Here is a 20099-nt window from a genome sequence, read left to right on the forward strand (position 1 = left end):
AAGTTAGATAAAAATGAAGCATTTGGCGAAGGTGAAAAACAAAATAGGTCAATATATATTAGTGATATTTGTTACTTTAACGATAAATTTTGCTTTGCCACGTCTCGCTCCGGGTGACCCGTTATTATATTTCTTTGGTGAAACAACAATCAATGAATTAACAGCAGAACAAAAACAAGAGGCCCTACATTCATTGGGCCTCGGTGGGTCTTTATGGGAGCAATATTGGACGTACTTAAAAGGCGTTTTCACTTTAGATTTTGGCACTTCAATAAAATATGGTGTCGCGGTAACAGAAGTGTTAACAGAACGTATTCCATGGACATTATTGTTAGTAGGGACGGCTTTAATTCTTAGTCTTGTAATTGGTGTAAGTGCGGGAGCATATTCGGCATGGAACCGAGGGAAGAAACGTGATTTAACCATATTAACCGGCATGCTGACATTGGAATCTATTCCTGGATTTTGGATCGGGATGATGTTTCTATCGATATTCGCTGTCCAGCTTGGTTGGTTTCCTACTTTCGGAGCGGTTTCAATGGTACAGGATGGTACCACTTGGGGTTATATCAAGGATGTCGTCAGCCATGCCATATTACCAGTGATTACGATTACGTTAGCTACAGTCGGCTCTAATTATTTACTCACTCGCTCCAGTATGTTGGAATCATTAGGACAAGATTATATGACCGTGGCTGAAGCGAAGGGAATTAAGAAACGAGCACTCGTATTCAAGCATGCATTAAGAAATGCTTTGTTACCAATTTACACCCATTTCACATTAAGTGTGGGAACACTACTTGGTGGAGCGGTTGTCATTGAAACGGTCTATTCATACCCTGGGATTGGCCGCTTGTTGTATGAAAGCGTAACGGCTAGAGACTTCCCTATGCTACAAGGTGTCTTTTTACTTGTGACAATGGGTGTCATATTGGCCAATTTAATTGCCGATTTAACGTATCCATTATTTGATCCGCGTGTGCGGAATAGGGAAGGAAGAGAAGGGAGAGGAGATCACTCATGCGTAAAACAACAAAGTGGATTGGCTTAACGGGTTTAGTTTTATTCTCAGCCATGTTGGTATTTGCCCTTTTTGGACCTATGCTTATTCCTTACGATGCCTATAAAGCATCTGGACCTCCCTTTCAATCTCCTAATCTTGAACATCTATTAGGTACAAATGATATGGGGCAAGATATATTGGCGGAGTTGGCCGTAGGTGCTAGGACTTCGCTCTTTATTGGTATTGCCTCTGCTATTCTAGCAGTTTTTATCGGTGGTTTAATAGGTGTGTTAGCTGGATATATAGGCGGTAGATTTGAAACAGTAGTATTACGAATAATAGATATCGTTCTTACCTTACCTTTCCTGCCGTTAATGATTGTTGTAGCAGTTTATATGGGAGCTGGGATTTTTACTTTAGTGTTTGTTATTACATTAGTTATGTGGGCAGGTAAAGCGAGACAAATTCGCGCACAAACCCTTTCTATCAAACATACTGGCCCTGTTTTAGCAGCAAAAACAATGGGCGCAAGCCACTTTTATATATTTTATAAACATATTTTACCTGGCGTGTTACCAATTTTCATCCCTCAGTTCGTAACAGGAGTGAATGCAGCTATTTTAATGGAATCGTCTTTAAGCTTTTTAGGAATGGGTGATCCGTTAACAAAGAGTTGGGGAAGTATTTTATTTTATGCGAATAGCCGAAGTGCTTTTTTAACAGAAGCTTGGGTGTGGTGGATTATTCCTCCAGGCGTATGTATCGTGATTGTTGTTTTAGCCTTTTCATTGATGGGCTACTACTTAGAAGAAAGATTCAATCCACGTTTAGGCGATTATTCTGTAAGAGAAAAAAGGAAGAAACAACCTGTCAAAACAAAAGAACATCAATCTTCAAAAGGTATTCTGCTGTCTGTTGAGAGTCTTACAGTTGCATATCCAAAATCAGGTGATTATCGCTCTGTTGTTGATGATGTTAGTTTCGTAGTTAAAAATGGTGAAGTGCTAGGTATTGTTGGTGAGTCAGGAAGTGGCAAGTCAACCATTGCTACAGCGATTATTCAACAATTAAAGAGACCGGCGAAAGAGTCAGGTGAGATTTACTTTGAAGGTAACCTCATACAGCATTTTGATGATGAAGGGCTTAGACAAATACGAGGGAAGGAGATTGGCTATATTGCACAAGCGGCCATGAATGCACTAAATCCGGTTATTCGTATTGATAAGCAGTTGCAAGAAGCCGTCAGAGCCCATTATCAATTAAGTAACAAAGAAATGGATGTGCGTGTTATTGAAGTGTTACAACAGGTTGGTTTGGATGAGAAATGGCGCTTAGCCTATCCGCATGAATTATCAGGTGGAATGAAGCAGAGAGTAATCATCGCGATGGCTTTAATTAATAAGCCCAAACTCGTTATTGCAGATGAACCAACAACAGGACTTGATGTCATTGTCCAGGTAGAGATTGTGCAATTATTACGCAAACTACAAAAAGAGTTAGGTATTTCAATGATTTATATCTCCCATGACCTTCCTTCCGTTTTGAGCGTGACGGATCGACTTATGATTATGAAGGAAGGGCGAAAGGTAGAAGAGGGACCATCTGTTGAGTTGTCTAAGTTATCCACGAACCCTTATACAAGAGTGTTAATCGATAGTATACCAACGCTATATCTGAAGAAAGAAACAGTGGAGGTGAGCCGATGAGTGCGGATTTATTACGCATTAATTCTTTAAAGAAATCATTCTATCGTTCATCTTCCTTGCAAACAAAGGTATTATCCAATGTCTCTTTTTCCATGAAGGAAGGGGAAATTGTCGGTTTAATTGGTGCAAGTGGGGCAGGCAAGAGCACGATTGGTCGTATAATAAGTGGCTTAGAAACAGCAGATAGTGGAAAAATCCTTTTTGCTGGTGATGACCTAACTAAAATGAAGACGAAAGTACGTCGTCAATTAGCGAAAGATATTCAAATGGTCTTTCAAGATCCATATGAGGCATTGTCGAGTCGAATGAAGATTCATGAGATTGTTGGAGAGTCCCTACATATTTTACAAATTGAAAAGGGCAATCTTGAGCAAAGAACCCAATTAGTTAAAGAGGCCCTTCGTAGTGTGAATCTCGACCCGGACTATTATATGAATCGTTATCCACATGAATTATCCGGTGGAGAAAGACAAAGAGTGGGGTTAGCAAGAGCATTTGTGTGTAAACCGAAACTGATATTAGCTGACGAGCCGACCTCTATGCTAGATACATCTTTACGCCTGGATTTAATTAGGTTAATGAAAAGGATGAATCAACAAGAAGGTACATCCTATTTATTTATTACACATGATATTGCGTTAACACGTGACTTTTGCGATCGATTGATTGTTCTAAAAAATGGAGAAATCGTTGAAACTGGAGAAACGTTAGATGTCATTATGAATCCAGTACATCCTTATACGAAAACTTTAATAGAAGCCTTATTAATACTAGAAAATCATGGAGGTTAAAAAATGACTATTCAATTTATCTCATTAAACGCTGGTGGTGTTTTTGCCCAAACTCGTTTAGAAAATCAAGATTCAACTGGCTTTACACATGTAGATATTTACCAGTTGCCATATACAGACTTCACTCCTTATGCATGTTTAGTTATTGGGGGTATGTGTGATCAGGACTTTTTATTAGAGCATAAGGACATAATTTCATCATTTTTAGATGAGGGGAAAATTGTCATATTCTCAGGCAATCTAGTCACTGATTGGTTACCAGGCGGTCGCCCGTTTGTGCCGAAGGAGATTAAGAGTTTTCAAGATTATGCAGTCAAAATTGAATCAGCTCACCCAATTTTTGAAGGAGTACTAGAGGATGATATGACTTTTAATAAAGGAGTTGCTGGATTTTTTGCTCGCGGTCATCATCCGTTACCAGAAGGGGCAGAGGTGCTTCTTACATTGGATGGAAAAGAACCGATTACATATATCGATCGACAAAGTACAAACGGGACGATTCTTGTTCATGTAGGCTTTGATTTATTCGGCTATATGGGAAGTAATGATCTAGAGAAAACTACGTCACGCATTTCTCCGCAATTAAGAAAATGGGTAGAAGAGGAATATAGTAAAACAATTCAGGGGGTACAATCATGAGAAAGATTGCTGTTGTTTACGGAGGAAGTTCGCAGCACCACCGCACATACAAAACGTCTGAGTTCGCTAAACATTTCCATCAATTAATCCCTATTAGAGAATTAGCAGAGGCATCGTTTGAAGAAATCGATGTTTTGCTCATTCCATCACAAACGCATTTAGGACTCTTAAAGGAAAATGTCGAGAAAATTCATGCCTATGCAGATAATGGTGGGATTGTTGTGACGTTTGGTCCGCAAGGCTTTGATTGGTTACCTAAACATGATTGGGAATTCCGAATTACGAATTTTTGGTGGTGGTTAGAGAAAGATGCGAAAAGCGGTCTTGTATTAGCAGGAGAAAACCATGATCTATTCAAAAATTATTTAACATTATCTGATGCAACATGGCATCAACACGGTGTGTACTGGCCACCCGAAGGCAGTGAAGTATTAGTAGCGACAGAAGATGGTGGAGCGGTATTTTATATTGATAAAGTAAGTTCGAAAGGAACATGGATTAATACGACGCTCGATCCTGATTATCATTACGGTTCTTATTTTATGCCGGCAACAGAACGTTTTTTAAGGGGATTTCTTCCTTGGCTTGAGGAAGGTAAGATTTAATCGTGATTGTATTAAATCGTGTATCAAAGAGTTATGGAGACAGAAAGGTTTTACAGGATGTCCAATTTCAGCTTCAATCGAATGAGTTCGCATTTTTAAAAGGGAAATCTGGATCTGGAAAAAGTACGTTAATTAAATTCCTTTACAGAGAAATAGAGAGAGATAGTGGAGACATTCTGATTGATGGGCAAGAGATTGGACAAATGAAGAAATATGAATTAAGGAGAAAAATGGGTGTGGTTTTCCAATCCTTTGAATTATTAGAGCGAAAGACAGTGTTAGAAAATGTCATGCTCGCAGGAAAGATTTTAGGAAAACCACAAAAGGAGATAGAAAACGAAGCGGTTCGTCTTCTAACAAGAGTAGGACTGGCAGACCATCTCCACCATTTTCCGAAGCAATTATCAGGAGGGCAGCAACAACGCACAGCTGTTGTTCGTGCCTTATTGAATAAACCAAAGCTCATTCTAGCTGATGAACCAACTGGTAATCTTGACAGAGAAACTTCTCTCGAAATATTAACCTTGTTAAAAGAGCTACATGAAGAAGAAGGTGTATCGATGTTGGTCATCACTCACTCTGAACAACTGATTCAACAAATGAATGAGAAGTCATGGGTGATTGAGGGAGGTAAGGTTTATGAGCTTTGAATCACTCCGCTATATATGGGACGATGTCCAATCTGGACTGAAGCGCAATAAAGGTGCATCGCTTGCATCTATTATTCTTATCTTTGTAGCTGTCACTTTAATCGGTTGTCTGCTTTTAATGAGGCTTGCTCTTGAAGATACTATCACTTATGTGGAGTCGCAAATCTCAATGAAGGTGTACGTGGAGAAAGGGTATGATACCGAACAACTATCTTCTGTGCTTGTAGAGAATGATTTTATTCAATCTGTCGAAGTAGAAACAGGCGATGAAGTGTTAGCTGGTCTCTCACATTTTTTTATGAATAGAGAGCATTTGTTGGATTCCTTTACCAATGGGGCGATGAATGATGCTATTAAAGTCCATGTGACAGATGCAAGTCTAATAGAGGAAGTGGCTCGGTCTTTAGATGGTATGCAGGGCATTGCAGAGGTCATCTATCCACAAGAGATGGCTCAGACACTGTACGAGTGGATTAAGAAAGTTGAAACATATGGTAGTATCATTGCTATCATACTTTTAATCATTGCTTGTATGGTTGCCTACATTGCCTTTCATCTAGCATTATATCAAAGAGAAAAAGAAATTCGTGTAAAGCTATTAGTAGGAGCGAATCCTGCTCATGTTAGATTACAATTCTTAATTGAAGGGTTTTTATTAGGGTTAGTGGGTGGTATCTTGAGCCTTTTCTCTACCTTTGCTCTATTTGAACTTGTCTTACATCCAATTGAACAAGCAGTGCCTTTTTTAATACAGTTAGATAGCTCTAATCGGATCATCGTCTTTAGTTTGCAATGTATTGTAAGTATAGTGATTGGCATTGGGGCAAGTTTTCTTGCAACAAGAAAGTTGATTCGTGATGTTTAAAAAAGTCATACTCACTATTATGCTTGTTATGGGACTCGCACTTCCTGTTTATGCTCACTTGACAGGCGCTTTTGCTGACTTTCTTGCCATTGTCTATGATGAATCAACGATTGATAAGCTAAAGGATGAGATGAAGGCAACAGAGAAGGAAATTGCAGCACTAGAGCCACAGGTAGAATCACTAGAAACAGCATTTAAGCAAGATCAAGGACTAGCCGTTGATCAGCTGCAATTTTATAGTGATGTTGGTCTAGATACATGGCTAGCTATGACTGAAAATGGTGAAGATATAGTTGATATCCAAGGGAATTATTGGCTGATAGAGCAGCAGATTGATGCGTATTTAGAGGAATTAAATACACTCTATCTGTCGTTTAAGCAACTAGAGGCAGCAAAGAATGCGTTAGAAGGACATCAAGAGTTGTTAGGGATGATTGAGAAAAATATCCAAGCTAGAGCGACCTATTTAGCGGAAAATGAAGAGTTAGGATTAGAACAGATCGCTAACTATTTAGATATTGATTGGACGGCTGAAATAGAGGATCATATTATTGCCGGTATTGAGCGCGATAATAAGCGAATTAATGAGGAGTTGACTCATTGGGTAGTGGCTCAACCTGATGGTACGTATCGATTGTCAGGAGAATGGTTAAATACTGAAAGTGACTTATCCTATTATTTTCGGGCGGATCATGTGTATATGGTTTACGAGCGTCCAGAGGGACATGTTATTTTAATCGGGCAAGTCTTACAGAATAAGGATGGACAATCCGCAAGCTTGATATTAGAAGAAGGCTTTTATAATGGATTTTTCTTACCGAAAGAGTTATTAGAAGAATTGATTCCATTTACCTTATCCTATGAAACTTTAAAAAACTTAGATGGCGTGGAGCAACCATATCTTACACAAAAAGATGGTTATCTACAATTACAAACCAAATAAGGAGAGAAAAGAGATGTGGAAGAAAATCGTCAGTATATGTGCGGTGTTATTTATACTGATAACGTCACAAGCTCATGCACATGTGATGAATGCTGATAATGCTTATAATGATTTAAATTATACAGAGGCAAAAGGTGAGATATTGTTTATTACCGCTTTAGGGATGACGAATAGCCAAGATGAAACTGCCACTTTCAGACCAAATGACAGTTTGACGATGGAAGAATTGGCTGAGTTTGTCGCAGCATATTACCACCTTGAAGGAGAAAATACGGCCCAACAAGTAGTGGAAAAAGGATGGATCTCTTCACTCAAGGGGAACGCGACATTTGCTGATGTAAATGAAGCTTTTTTTGCAGGTGAACTGGCAATTGAAAATGGTTCTGAGAGCTTAACAAGAGAAGCATTTGCTATGTTTATTAGTGAACACGGAAGTTCCCTAATAGAGGAGGCTGGCTTTACTGAAGGGCCAGTTGGTCAAGTTGAAGCTGTCGAACAAAAAGAGATAAGTGTTGATGGGAAAGATACTCACCAATATCATATTCAAATAGGTGATGAAACAATCATACTTGCTGCTCACCCATATGTAGATGCACCATCTGTTGATCCTACTGTTTGGGAAGGAATGTATGTGACAACTTCATTACTAATGGAAGACCCTCATGATAACGGTGAAGAGGTGGCACAGTTCTTATCTATATCTGAAGAGCAGCCTGTACAAGAACAAGTAGTTGAGGAAGAAACATCTTCTATTGATGAAGAGAGTAAGAAAGAAACAGCTGAAGTGGAAGAAGAGAAAGGTAATCATTATGCCAATTGGTTGTTTATCGGCTTAGTTGTTGTTGTCGTTCTTATCGTGGTCGGTTTGTATATGAAAAAAAGGAAATAGTTAGAGAGGGATTATAACCGTAACAAGAAACTGATTAAACGTTTCTGTTACGGTTTTTTATTTGTTTAGAGGTGGTGACAAATTAGTGATATTTGAAGAATTTAAAAGATATTAAGTCGTTCTTATCATTTGTTCACACAAGTTAAAGAGTTGGGTATTTAAGATATACGCATTATTCAAACTGAAGAAAGAGATTGAAAGCCGAGTAGAAGAAAGTTGTTGCATGTCACTCAGAAGAAAAAATTCAAACGAGAGGGAGGCAAAAGGGGAGAGCGAGTCACTCGGGTGGGCAAACCGAAACGAGAGCGAAGCAAAAGGAGAGAGCAAGTCACTCAGATGAGCAAACCAAAATGAGAGGGAAGCAAAAGGCGATAGCGAGTCACTCAAATGAGCAAACCCAAACGAGAGCGCAGCAAAAGGGGAGAGCGAGTCACTCAGATGAGCAAACCGAAATGAGAGCGCAGCAAAAGGGGAGAGCGAGTCACTCAGATGAGCAAACCAAAACGAGAGCGCAGCAAAAGGAGAGAGCGAGTCACTCAGAAGAGCAAACCAAAATGAGAGGGAAGCAAAAGGCGATAGCGAGTCACTCAGAAGAGCAACCCGAAATGAGAGGGAAGCAAAAGGCGATAGCGAGTCACTCAAATGAGCAAACCCAAACGAGAGCGAAGCAAAAGGGGAGAGCGAGTCACTCAGAAGAGCAACCCGAAACGAGAGCGAAGCAAAAGGCAATAGCGAGTCACTCAAATGAGCAAACCCAAACGAGAGCGCAGCAAAAGGAGAGAGCGAGTCACTCAGAAGAGCAAACCGAAATGAGAGCGCAGCAAAAGGAGAGAGCGAGTCACTCAGAAGAGCAAACCGAAACAAGAGGGGAGCAAAAGGAGAGAGCGAGTCACTCAAATGAGCAAACCCAAACGAGAGCGCAGCAAAAGGGGAGAGCGAGTCACTCAGAAGAGCAAACCAAAATGAGAGGGAAGCAAAAGGGGAGAGCGAGTCACTCAAATGAGCAACCCGAAACGAGAGTGCAGCAAACGGCAATAGCGGGTCACTCAGATGAGTAAACCAAAATGAGAGCGAAGCAAAAGGCAATAGCGAGTCACTCAAATGAGCAACCCGAAATGAGAGCGCAGCAAAAGGGGAGAGCGAGTCACTCAGATGAGCAAACCAAAATGAGAGCGAAGCAAAAGGCAATAGCGAGTCACTCAAATGAGCAACCCGAAATGAGAGCGAAGCAAAAGGGGAGAGCGAGTCACTCAGATGAGCAAACCAAAATGAGAGCGAAGCAAAAGGAGATAGCAAGTCATACACAGATCCGAAAACAGAAAAGAAAGCGTTGCAAATGTAGTTTGCGCGTGACCCTGGTTCAAAAAATCATTCCCTTCAGCCACACAAGTAATTTAGCTTATTGTTGCAATTAGTCTTCTGTTTAGGCCTCTCCTCTGCAATGTAACTCCAGTTTTTTTGTGATTGAACAATTAAAGCCACCAAAAAACATGTATCTTCCAACTGAATATTAATTTAAGTTTATAGGAATAAGCTAGCCAATTAAACAAATAATACCAATATCTTATGGAAGATAGAGAGGGTGGATAAATGAAGTTTTCTCGCCTTCAACTTGCTTTTGTCATTATTTTATTTATAGGCATATCTAATCATGTGCTCATTTTACCCCATTTGTTGGGTTTGGCTAAACGAGATGCCTGGTTAAGCGTTTTAATCGCCTACGGTATTATGTTTGTTTGGATATTTTTATATAAGATCATCTTATCTAAAAATCAAGCTGGCGAACATACCTTCCTTTGGATGAAAAAAAGAGTTGGGACATTTCTTTCCTATAGTATTATGAGTTTGTTTCTCTTGTATTTTAGTGTTGCTGGTATTGTTTCATTTTTTGATTTGATCCAATCAGTGCATATTTTTTTCCTACCATTTACACCTATATGGATTGTCGCCCTACCCTTTATTTTGTTATGTGTGTGGGCAGCCAGTTCAGGCATCAAAACGATCATCTATACTTCGACCATTCTCTTGCCTATTGTATGGGGATTAGGTATGTTTGTCGCGATAGCCACCTTAGAGGAAAAAGATTATTCCTATCTTTTGCCGTTATTTGCTGATAAAGACGCTTCTGTTATTGAAGGTGTAATCATCGTGCTAGGTGGGAGTGTGGATTTACTTATCTTCTTTATCATTCATCACTATTTTGAAAAGAAGATACCATATTGGTATTTAATGTTGTTATTAACTGTTTTAACGATGCTTATTATGGGACCAACCATTGGTTCATTAACATCATTTGGTCCAAGTATGGCTGCTAATATGCGGTTTCCTGCATTTGAACAATGGAGACTTGTATCAATTGGGGATTTAATATCCCATGTGGATGCTTTAGCTGTGTTTCAATTATTAAGTGGTGTAACCATCAGAGTCTCACTTTGTTTATTTCTTATTCCGGAAATAATCCATATTCAAAAAAAGTGGTGGAAGGTTATTCTCATAACTTTAACAGCTCTTATCTTATATGGCATCGTTTCCTTACAGACGAGCGATATTCTTGTTTTTCATATCATTAAACATTATTTTTACAAGGTTGCCCTATGTTTTGGGGTGGTTATGACCATTATTCTATTGTTCGTCAGCTATCTTCCTAGCCGAAAGGGTGAAAAAGAGTATGACCGTGGAAAGTCAATATAAACAATTAGATAAACTTTTAGATACCGGAAAGCTAAACAGTCGGCATTTAGAGGAATTATTTAATCAGACATCAGATATCCATTTGGTTACACAACAAAATGTCCTCACCTTATACGCTGATGGAATGATTAGTAGAGAACAATATAACCGTTATGTACATGCGATTGTGACTTATTTCAATGAAGGATACCGCTCGAAAGAAATGGCATCACAATGGCCAACATTTTTAAAAATTCATCAAACAAAGGATATGGTGAGTCATTTACTAGGTGGTTATGTCATCTTCTATGTAAACGGAGGCAGGAATTATTTTGCAATCGATATCGCTCAAATTCCACATCGCTCACCTGAAGATTCACAAACGGAAGTTGCCTTAAAAGGTGCAAGGGACGGATTTACGGAAGAATTACATACAAATATGGCTCTGATTAGAAAAAGAATTAAAACAGAAAAGTTAAAGAGTGAAGTCTTTCAAATTGGAAGTGAAACAGAAACAAAAACAGTGCTTGTCTATTTAGAGGGCAAGGCTAAGCAAAATGTGATTGATGAAGCGAGAAAAAGATTAGAAAAAGTTGATGTAGAAAGCCTTATTAGTGCGGGGCAACTTGAACAATGGATATCAGATAAGACATTTTCTCTCTTTCCTCTTTTAGATTATATAACGAGGCCGGATTTTGCAGCGCAATGTTTACTTAGAGGTCGATTTGTTATCATTGTTGAAGGGTCACCTACGGTATTAATAGGGCCGATGAACCTATTAGGAATAATCAAATCTCCTGAAGATGTTCACTTTCCTTATTATATTGTTGCCTTTCAAAGATTGCTTCGAGTCGTTTGTTTATTTATTGCTATATTCGTGCCGTCTTTCTTCCTTGCTATCTCAAATATTAATATTGACCAACTACCTTATCCTTTAATTGCAACCATCGTCATTTCGCGCCATGGATTACCCTTCTCCTTACCATTAGAATCATTTCTCATTCTCCTTCTTTTTGAATTACTAAAAGAAGCGGGAGTTCGGATGCCGACTGCCTTAGGGCAAACGATTTCTATTGTAGGGGGTATAATTATTGGAGATGCGGCAATTAGAGCAGGGCTTGCTTCTCCAACATTGCTTGTTGTTTTCGCTGTGGCGGCAGTCGCCACTTTTACATTAGTAAATCAATCGCTTACTGGTACTGTAACGATCCTCCGATTATATACGATGCTTTTCTCTACTTTTTTAGGCGTTTATGGATTTGCCTTAAGCTTCATCAGTATTGTTGTTTACTTAACAAGACTTGAATCGTTTAAAGTGTCTTATTTAGAGCCGATAACATCTCTGAATTTTGGTGAGTTTTTGTCCGCTTTCATGGTCAATCCTTTTCGCAGAAGAAAGAATGAAAACTGGATTGCAAGTATAAGGAGAAAGAGCAAATGAAAAAGCTCTTCCTTTCGTTATTATGTCTCCTTCTCCTAGTGACATGTGCATCCTGTAAGTCTGACATGAAAGAAATACAGAATTTGAATTTTGCAACTGCCTTAGGTGTAGACTTTAAAGATGGGAAATACCAATTATATATACAACTTGTTGGACTTGATTCTGTCGCAAAAACCGAGGGTGAAACAAGCTATGCTCAAACATATATTTCTATATCTTCTGGAGAAACATTATTAGATGCGTATTTTGAATTATATAAATCTGAACAGGAAGTTATTATATTTTCGCATATTTCAACAATAGTTGTCAGTGAAGCGATTTTAAATCAGGGTCTTGACCATGTGTTGGACGAGTTGACGAGATATTATGAATATAGGCAAACGCCTTGGATATTTGCTACCCAAGATCCAATTGATAAGGTGTTGTCCACACTAGGTTTATTTAAACAGTCTTCTCTAGAAACCTTATTACATCATCCGGATCGATCAAGTAAACAAAGTACAATGGTAAGACCGATCAAGCTTTATCAATTCTTTAGAGAAATATTTGAACCTGGGAAAACGACTTATTTACCTGGTATCACAATCACAGAGAGCCAATGGAGGAGTAACGAAAAGAAAGAGCCTAAATTGACTTATAGTGGCGCCTTTTTTATTAAAGATATTAAATATATAGGTTATTTTAATTTAGATACAATTAAAGGCATAAGGTGGGTATCCAAGGGTACAGAAAGGTCTTCATTGAAAGTGCCTGATGGCGGAAATCAGGAAACGATTATTGTTATTGATAATATCAAGACGAAGAAGAAACTTGTAGATAGTAAAGAGGGCAAATATCAATTTGAAGTACAACTAGAAGTAAAAGCGAGTCTTGGGAATAAGGTAAATGACCAGACATATAACCAGTTACTTAGAGAAACAAAAGAAAACTTGTCAAAGGAAATTAAAGATCTATTCCAATTAGGGGTAGAGGAAGGTATAGACTTTCTTGACCTGGGTCATATTCTCTATCGTAATGACTTTAAAAGCTGGGAAAAGGACAAGGAAAATTACTTAGATAAAAGTGAGGTAGAAGTAAGAGCAGATGTAACGATTCAACATGCAAGTGCATTTAAAAACAAACGGTTTGAAGAACTGAAAGAAAGAGGGAAGACAGACTAAGAACCTGGTTGAAACTTAAGTAGATTGGCTCCCTTATAAGTAGACAGAGATTATAAAGATGCTACTTATAAGGGAGTTTTATCAATATCTATTCGTACATGTTTAGTGTACGAATTTGTAGTTGTCGCCCATCCTTTTTTTCAATGGACATTTTATTGATATACTTTACTGTCAATCAATTGCAATTGGTGTTGCTGAATAATCTGCGCCAATTGGTCGCTATAGATTTTTTCGCCTTGTTCATTTTCAATTGTACTGTATCCAGCGTCTTGTAATGCTACTGCTTGCTCCATATAAGTTGTGCCATTGAATAGCCCATTTTTTTTGTAGCGATCGTGAGTGGCTAAGAACTCTCCGTGATCTTTTACGGAATCCTCCATTTGATCATATACCCTAAAAGCATCCTCAATTGTTTCATCATAGTACTCTTTCGTTTCTAGGTTTACTGATTCTCCGTCCCAATTATGGCTCTTGATGCCAAAGTAGTTATTATATTCGGATGAGAGGGTCGATCTACCCCAATCGGATTCAAGTATGGCTTGAGCAATCGTAATTGATGGAAGGATACGATAGGTTTCATAGTTTTCTATTGCAATTGCTTCAATATCATTGATAAAGTTTCGTTGCATTTTTTTTAGGTTATTATTGTCTGCTGCTTCAATTTGATCTGTTAATTGATTATAGTAATTTTTCACTTCTTCTTTTTCTTCTTGGCTGTACTCATTTTCGGTTAATACTCTATCAATCTCTTTTATTTTAAAATCATCATTTTCTTCGGTAATAAATTGATTTGTTAGTTGTTTTATTTCCTCATTACTTATTTTTTCAATGCCATACTTCACTTCTGCCATAGCTGAAACATAGCGCCAATCAACTTGAGCCTTCCCACGACTCGTTTCATCAACAACTGCTTGAACTTGTCCTGTTTGGTCAATAGAGATACTTTTTTCTTTATTCATAGCGATAAAGTAGATGCCCACTATAAACAAAACGAGTGTAAATAAAATCCACTTGCTCTTTTTCATTCGAATGTCCCCTTATTCCATATTACTTTCTACTAATATAACTTGAATCATGTTCATTCTTCCAGTGACACCTCTTTATAAGAGTAATAAACTAAATTTTCTGCCATTACAGATAAACATGAAAGGATATCCTAGTCTGCCGATAAAAATAACAGGACAAAAGATGTGGTTATTTATTTTTGATAGGTCATTAATCACGCATTTTAGATAAAAAGGGGAATATTTATGGGCAAGTTATTCGATCGAAAGGGGAAGGAAAACTCATTCCTAAACCGCTTAACATCCACTATTCAATTTCAAATATTGCTGCCGTTCTTAGCGCTAATTATCATTGCAGTCATGACGGTTAGTTATGTTAGTTACCATTTTAGTATTAAAAATACGACAGCGATCCTCAACCAAAAAGTAGAAGAACAATTAACGAGTTTAAATGATACTTTTGAGATGTTCTTTACTCAGAAACATCAAATCATGACTCGAATGACGATGAATGAGGACATCATTCCCTCAGAAGGTGACAATGGAGAGGTATTAGCCTATTTCCGCGAAACACAAGAAACAACGGACTCTGTCATAAACCTTTATTCAGCTAGTGAGAGTACGGGTGAAGTAGTGATTTATCCTGAAGCTGATTTAGGAAATGATTTCCTTGCAAAGCAAAGAGATTGGTATAAGGAGGCAGTTGCTGCAAAAGGTGATCCCGTTTGGACAGCACCATATAAAGATGGTAGTACAGGGGAAACGATTATAACGATTTCTGAAGCCGTTTACCAAAATGATCAATTAGTAGGTGTTGTTGGGGCTGATGTACTTGTTGACACATTGATTGAGATGGTCAATAAAATGGACGTAGGTGACACAGGATATGGCATGATTGTCGATCCTTTTGGTAAATATGTTGCTCATCCTGATTCAGCACTTATTGGACAAGCCGCTTCATTAGATTTGTCCACAGACTCTAATGAACAATCACTTGGAAGTATTGAGTTAGAGGAGGAAATTGTTCATTATATTGAGAATCCTACAACCGGATGGACCATAGGCGGTATAGTCAAAACGAGGGATTTAGAAAAACAAGGGGAAGCAATCGTGTTACCTAATTTAATTACTATTGGTGTGGTTTTATTGTTAGCAATTGTTACTTCGTACTTCATTACCCGAGCTTTAACAAAGCCGATGCATGATGTAGTAGGCAGAATGAAAAGTATGGCAGATGGAGATTTTACTCATGAACCACTTCCTATTAAACATAAAAATGAGATTGGTCACCTTGTAATAGCAACGAATGAGATGAATCAACAAATAAAAACGCTTCTCGTTGATGTTCAAGATGTATCTCACACAGTAACAGCCAAAAGTGAGGAATTGAAATTAATTTCTGAAGAAGTAAAAGCAGGTACTTCACAGATTGCTACAACAATGGAGGAGCTTGCGTATGGTTCAGAAGCACAAGCGAAAAGTGCGAGTGACATTTCTTCCTTTATGAATGATTTTGTTGTAAAGATTGATGAGACCAATGCGAATGGTGAATGGATTCAAGAAAAGACAAAAGATGTTTTTGTTATGACGGAAAAAGGCACGTTAAATATGCAACAATCAACGAAACAAATGGAGACAATTCATGACATTGTCAGCCAAACAACAGCAAAAATGAAAACATTGGATCAGCAAACACAAGATATCACAAAGTTGGTTGCTGTGATAAAAGAAGTAGCTGAGCAAACGAATTTACTTGCATTAAATGCTGCTATTGAAGCAGCGAGAGCGGGAGAACATGGTCGTGGGTTTGCCGTTGTTGCAGAAGAAGTTCGTAAACTAGCAGAACAGGTGGCAGCATCTGTCCAAGATATCACATCTATTGTCATGACCATCCAATCTGATTCAAAAGAAGTCGTTGTTTCCTTGCAGACGGGATATACAGAGGTTGAAAAAGGAAAAGAGCAAATGGATGAAACCAATCAAACATTTGATGATATCCGCCTATCACTGCAAGAAATGGGAGAAAGTATTGCTCAAATTGCAGAAAATCTTAACGATATTACAGCAAATAGTCAAGAAATGAACGGTACAATTGAAGAAATCGCCTCTGTGACAGAAGAATCAGCAGCGGGCATTGAAGAAACATCTGCATCGGCAGAAGAAGTAAGCGGTTCGATGGAAAATGTGACTGAAAGTGCACAACACTTAAATAACTTAGCGACAAAGGTTCAATCATTAATTGGTCGCTTTAAACTTTAACATAGAAGAAGAAATCCTGTGAAAGCAGGATTTTTTTCTTTTTTAACGAATGTTAGGGGTTGGTATATAGTGAAGTATTTTAAGGTTTATTAATAAAAATTTGTAAAAGGATGATATGAATGATTTTGATCGAGGAGGCTAAAAAAGTACTGAATATTATCGAAGTAACACTAATGTTGATATAGTATAAATTTCTGAATCTGTTTCCCGTGTAGGGAAGACGAGTATTCCGATATTGAAATCAACGTCTTATGGAATAAAGATCATATGGATGATGAACGACTTTACCCAATAAAGAAAGAGGGGGTAAAGTTCTCGACTTTTTCCCATTTGAAGATGAAGAATGGTCCGAATCGTATATAGTCTCTAACGTAAAATATGAAATAAGCAATTTTCGCACGATAACTTTTCAGCGGATCATCGATGACCTTCTAATCAAGCAAGAAGCAGATATTGAAAAACAAGTATTACTTGCAAGCCTAAAAGTGGTATTCCACTCATTGGTAAAGACATATTTAAAGCTTCAAGAAGACAAATTGATAGATATCCAACAGCACTCACAATAAATTTGATTAAAGAGTATAAAGAAGTAACAAATAGCTGGCATAGTAGATATGGATTACTAGCGCGAAATGATTGGTATATGTTACAACAAGTTCTTTTTTCAGTTGAAAAGAATATTTTAATATTATTATTTGTATTGAATAAAGAGTTTATTCAACACCCTGGTTTTGTATGGTTAAGGAAATCGGTCAACGCATTGAAAGTTAAACCATCAAATTTTCTCGAGAGGTTAGAGAAAATTTATATAGGGCAATTAACTATGAAAGATTTACAAGAACTTGAAAAAATATTAGTAGAAACATATAGATTAGTAGAAAGAGCGTATCCCGAGATAGATTTAAATGAAGCGAAACAAAAAAGTATGTTAACTCGCCCTACAAACAATAAACAGTCATTATAACTAAATAAATGGATGAATGGAGGAAAGTTCAATGGATTACGATGTGATTGTGGTTGGCGCAGGATTAGCTGGTTTGGTGGCAACGGCAGAAATAGCGGATGGTGGGAAGCGGGTATTACTTTTAGACCAAGAGCCAGAAGCATCCTTAGGTGGCCAAGCATGGTGGTCATTTGGTGGACTGTTTTTAGTCAATTCCCCTGAACAGCGTCGAATGGGAATCCAGGATTCTAAGGAGTTAGCATGGCAGGATTGGCAGGGGACAGCTGGCTTTGATCGGATAGAAGATGAGGACTATTGGGGATTGCAATGGGCTAAAGCTTATGTTGAATTTGCAGCAGGAGAAAAGCGGGCATGGTTACACAAGATGGGGGTTCGTTTTTTTCCAGTAGTCGGTTGGGCAGAGAGGGGGGGACAGTTAGCTGATGGCCCTGGTAACTCTGTACCACGCTTTCATATTGTCTGGGGAACAGGTCCAGGAATCGTTGAGCCATTTGAACGCCGAGTACGGGAACATATGAAAAAAGGCTTGGTCCAATATCAACCGCGTCACCGTGTGGAGCAATTAATAACAGACGGTAGTATGATTGTTGGATTAAGTGGCTCCGTATTAAAGGCTAGCCAAGCGAAACGTGGGGAAGGAAGTAATAGAGAAGTAGTGGGTCGCTTTAAATATGATACAAAACTAGTCTTAGTCGCTAGCGGAGGAATCGGTGCGAACATGGAGCTGATTCGTAAAAATTGGCCAAGTAGACTTGGAGAGCCACCTCAACAGATGATTTCTGGAGTTCCGGCACATGTGGATGGAAGGATGCTTTCGGTTACAGAGGCAGCAGGCGGAAGGATTGTGAACCGTGACCGCATGTGGCATTACACAGAGGGAATTAAGAATTGGCAGCCTGTATGGGAGAACCATGGGATTCGTATTCTTCCTGGACCATCTTCTATTTGGCTTGATGCAAATGGAAAACGTTTTCAAGCGCCTAACTATCCAGGTTTTGATACACTTAGTACACTAGAGGCAATTAAAAAAACAGGCTATGACTATTCTTGGTTTATTCTTTCTCATAAAATAATTGAAAAAGAGTTTGCCTTATCTGGCTCCGAACAAAATCCAGATTTAACGGGTAAAAGCATTAGTAAAGTGATTGGCAGAGCATTAAAACGTGTACCAACGCCTGTAAAAGCATTTATGGATAAAGGGGAAGATTTTGTTATTGCTAGTCAACTAGGTGATCTTGTCACTGCAATGAATAAACTTTCTGGCAATGATTTGCTGCGTGTGGATGAAATTGAGAGACAAATTCAAGCAAGAGACCGTGAGATTGATCATGCTTTTACAAAAGATTTGCAAGTGACAGCTATTAGAGGAGCAAGAAACTATCTGGGGGATAAATTAATACGAGTGGCTAAGCCTCATAAAATTCTTGATCCAAAAAACGGCCCGCTTATTGCCGTTCGTTTAAATCTCTTAAGTAGAAAAACACTAGGTGGTTTGCAAACCGATTTATCAGCAAGGGTGTTAAATGAAAAGGGATCCCCTGTTCACGGCTTATATGCAGCAGGAGAAGTAGCCGGCTTTGGCGGAGGTGGAGTGCATGGCTATCGCTCATTAGAAGGAACGTTTGTTGGTGGCTGTCTTTTTACAGGAAAAGTGGCAGGCCAAGCAATCGTGGCAGCATTAGATAATGAAACGATATGAGGAGCTTATACGATGACATATAGACTGACAAGACTTGCTAATGATGACGCAAAAGAACTGTTCAAATTTGAAAAAGTGAATAAACAATTTTTTGAGAAAAGTGTTCCACCTAGACCTGTAAGTTATGAGATATATGAGCAGTTCCTACAAGTCTTAATAGAATTATTAGGGGAGCAAGCTGAAAATAAATCATTATTCTATCTTATTAGAAATGAAACAGATGAAATTGTCGGTAGAATAAATATTGTAGATATAGACTGGCGAGAGAAAAAGGGTTATCTTGGCTATCGCATAGGTGAGACATACACTGGGAAAGGGATAGCGAGTCATGCATTGCAAATTCTTCTACAGCAAAATAAGAAAATCAATCAATTCTTGGCCAAAACAACGAAAGATAATATTTCTTCTCAAAAAGTATTAGAGAGAAATAACTTTGTCATGCAAGGAGAAGAGGGAAATTTTATTTACTATCAGTGGGATCGGTAGTTGGATACAAGTTACTAGGTGAGAGGAGATTACGGCATTTATGTTTGAAAAAATAGGAAGGGGTGAGGGAGTTGTATAAAGAGAAACCAATGCTCTCATATAAATGATAACCTATCGACCCCAATTTTAATAAGGAAGAACAAAAAGATTTGGTTCTCCGGGGATTTATACCATATATTCAACTGCTTTTCTTGTGGATTTTGTGTGTCAACATGACATACCCCTATTTCCCCACACATCATTCTAATTTGCTTATTATCTTTCGAAGAAGCACATCTTTCAACTCTAGTATGTAGTCTTCAAAGAAGTCCAATTAACAAAATAT

19 protein-coding genes are annotated in these 20099 nt (G+C 38.3%); 18 read left to right on the forward strand and 1 reads right to left on the reverse strand.

Annotated features, from left to right (window positions below):
• Positions 1-13: 13 nt before the first annotated feature.
• The 14 genes from MHI57_RS19840 to MHI57_RS19905 all read left to right on the forward strand — a co-directional run bounded on the left by MHI57_RS19840 (position 14) and on the right by MHI57_RS19905 (position 13362).
• Positions 14-1051, forward strand: a complete 1038-nt coding sequence (locus tag MHI57_RS19840) for an ABC transporter permease (RefSeq protein WP_340977990.1) — start codon at positions 14-16, stop codon at positions 1049-1051.
• Positions 1021-2709, forward strand: a complete 1689-nt coding sequence (locus MHI57_RS19845) for a dipeptide/oligopeptide/nickel ABC transporter permease/ATP-binding protein (RefSeq protein ID WP_340977992.1) — start codon at positions 1021-1023, stop codon at positions 2707-2709. The genes MHI57_RS19840 and MHI57_RS19845 overlap by 31 nt, the downstream gene beginning before the upstream one ends.
• Positions 2706-3500 (forward strand): ABC transporter ATP-binding protein, encoded by a 795-nt coding sequence (locus MHI57_RS19850; protein ID WP_340977994.1) that lies wholly within the window; start codon positions 2706-2708, stop codon positions 3498-3500. Before MHI57_RS19845 ends, MHI57_RS19850 begins: the two co-directional genes overlap by 4 nt.
• 3 nt (positions 3501-3503) lie before the next feature.
• On the forward strand, positions 3504-4139 hold the full coding sequence (locus tag MHI57_RS19855) for a phosphate starvation-inducible protein PhoH (protein WP_095370502.1): 636 nt from the start codon (positions 3504-3506) through the stop codon (positions 4137-4139).
• Positions 4136-4744, forward strand: a complete 609-nt coding sequence (locus tag MHI57_RS19860) for a hypothetical protein (RefSeq protein WP_095370501.1) — start codon at positions 4136-4138, stop codon at positions 4742-4744. Before MHI57_RS19855 ends, MHI57_RS19860 begins: the two co-directional genes overlap by 4 nt.
• A gap of 2 nt (positions 4745-4746) precedes the next feature.
• The gene (locus MHI57_RS19865) at positions 4747-5394 is read left to right on the forward strand and encodes a cell division ATP-binding protein FtsE (RefSeq protein ID WP_340978000.1); all 648 of its coding nucleotides are present in this window, start codon (positions 4747-4749) and stop codon (positions 5392-5394) included.
• Positions 5384-6259 carry a cell division protein FtsX gene (locus MHI57_RS19870; protein WP_340978002.1) on the forward strand — a complete coding sequence of 292 codons (876 nt, stop codon included), beginning with the start codon at positions 5384-5386 and terminating at the stop codon, positions 6257-6259. Before MHI57_RS19865 ends, MHI57_RS19870 begins: the two co-directional genes overlap by 11 nt.
• Positions 6252-7202: a hypothetical protein gene (locus tag MHI57_RS19875; RefSeq protein WP_340978004.1), complete on the forward strand. Its 951-nt coding sequence runs from the start codon at positions 6252-6254 to the stop codon at positions 7200-7202. Before MHI57_RS19870 ends, MHI57_RS19875 begins: the two co-directional genes overlap by 8 nt.
• Before the next feature lie 13 nt (positions 7203-7215).
• Positions 7216-8091: a hypothetical protein gene (locus MHI57_RS19880; RefSeq protein ID WP_340978006.1), complete on the forward strand. Its 876-nt coding sequence runs from the start codon at positions 7216-7218 to the stop codon at positions 8089-8091.
• Between the two features lie 350 nt (positions 8092-8441).
• On the forward strand, positions 8442-9149 hold the full coding sequence (locus MHI57_RS19885) for a hypothetical protein (RefSeq protein WP_340978008.1): 708 nt from the start codon (positions 8442-8444) through the stop codon (positions 9147-9149).
• 6 nt (positions 9150-9155) lie between these two features.
• Positions 9156-9506, forward strand: a complete 351-nt coding sequence (locus tag MHI57_RS19890; protein ID WP_340978010.1) for a hypothetical protein — start codon at positions 9156-9158, stop codon at positions 9504-9506.
• 175 nt (positions 9507-9681) lie between these two features.
• Entirely contained in the window at positions 9682-10782 is a 1101-nt protein-coding gene (locus MHI57_RS19895) for a GerAB/ArcD/ProY family transporter (RefSeq protein WP_322910099.1), read from the forward strand.
• Entirely contained in the window at positions 10760-12202 is a 1443-nt protein-coding gene (locus tag MHI57_RS19900) for a spore germination protein (RefSeq protein WP_095370493.1), read from the forward strand. Before MHI57_RS19895 ends, MHI57_RS19900 begins: the two co-directional genes overlap by 23 nt.
• Positions 12199-13362, forward strand: coding sequence for a Ger(x)C family spore germination protein (locus tag MHI57_RS19905; RefSeq protein ID WP_340978013.1), 1164 nt, complete (start codon positions 12199-12201; stop codon positions 13360-13362). The genes MHI57_RS19900 and MHI57_RS19905 overlap by 4 nt, the downstream gene beginning before the upstream one ends.
• A gap of 152 nt (positions 13363-13514) precedes the next feature.
• Here MHI57_RS19905 and MHI57_RS19910 read toward each other — a convergent pair whose 3' ends face one another.
• Complete coding sequence (locus MHI57_RS19910; protein WP_340978014.1) at positions 13515-14387, reverse strand: glycoside hydrolase family 73 protein; 873 nt, start codon at positions 14385-14387, stop codon at positions 13515-13517.
• Between the two features lie 225 nt (positions 14388-14612).
• Between MHI57_RS19910 and MHI57_RS19915 the strand changes: the two genes are divergently transcribed.
• From MHI57_RS19915 to MHI57_RS19930, 4 genes are all read left to right on the forward strand, one after another.
• Complete coding sequence (locus MHI57_RS19915; RefSeq protein ID WP_340978016.1) at positions 14613-16625, forward strand: methyl-accepting chemotaxis protein; 2013 nt, start codon at positions 14613-14615, stop codon at positions 16623-16625.
• A gap of 568 nt (positions 16626-17193) precedes the next feature.
• A complete protein-coding gene (locus tag MHI57_RS19920; protein WP_340978018.1) occupies positions 17194-17589 on the forward strand; it encodes a hypothetical protein in 396 nt (131 codons plus the stop codon).
• Positions 17590-17620: 31 nt separating this feature from the next.
• Positions 17621-19288 (forward strand): FAD-binding dehydrogenase, encoded by a 1668-nt coding sequence (locus MHI57_RS19925; RefSeq protein ID WP_322910095.1) that lies wholly within the window; start codon positions 17621-17623, stop codon positions 19286-19288.
• 12 nt (positions 19289-19300) lie between these two features.
• Positions 19301-19774, forward strand: coding sequence for a GNAT family N-acetyltransferase (locus tag MHI57_RS19930; RefSeq protein ID WP_095370487.1), 474 nt, complete (start codon positions 19301-19303; stop codon positions 19772-19774).
• Positions 19775-20099: the final 325 nt, after the last annotated feature.

It is taken from the genome of Cytobacillus sp. FSL K6-0129, assembly GCF_038007625.1.
GTDB classification, from domain to species: domain Bacteria; phylum Bacillota; class Bacilli; order Bacillales; family Cytobacillaceae; genus Cytobacillus; species Cytobacillus kochii.